We start from the raw sequence: 343 nt of genomic DNA on the forward strand, positions 1-343 counted from the left end.
AACGGCGCATGTCGAATACGAGACGGCGAACCGCCACTATGCGCATGTCGACTGCCCCGGCCACGCCGATTATGTGAAGAACATGATCACGGGCGCGGCGCAGATGGACGGCGCGATCCTGGTCGTGTCGGCGGCCGACGGCCCGATGCCGCAGACCCGCGAGCACATCCTGCTGGCGCGCCAGGTCGGCGTTCCCGCGCTGGTGGTGTTCATGAACAAGGTCGATCTGGTCGACGACGCGGAGCTGCTCGAGCTGGTCGAGATGGAGATCCGCGAGCTTCTGTCGAAGTATGATTTCCCGGGCGACGACATCCCGATCACCAAGGGCTCGGCGAAGGTCGCG

The 343-nt window shown here is 65.0% G+C and carries 1 protein-coding gene; it reads left to right on the forward strand.

Features of this window, described 5'->3' with window-relative positions:
- A partial coding sequence (locus ASG72_RS20330; protein WP_244488774.1) for a GTP-binding protein occupies window positions 1-343 on the forward strand: 343 nt, incomplete at both ends.

The organism is Allobosea sp. Leaf344 (genome assembly GCF_001426225.1).
In the GTDB taxonomy this organism is placed as follows: Bacteria; Pseudomonadota; Alphaproteobacteria; order Rhizobiales; family Beijerinckiaceae; genus Allobosea.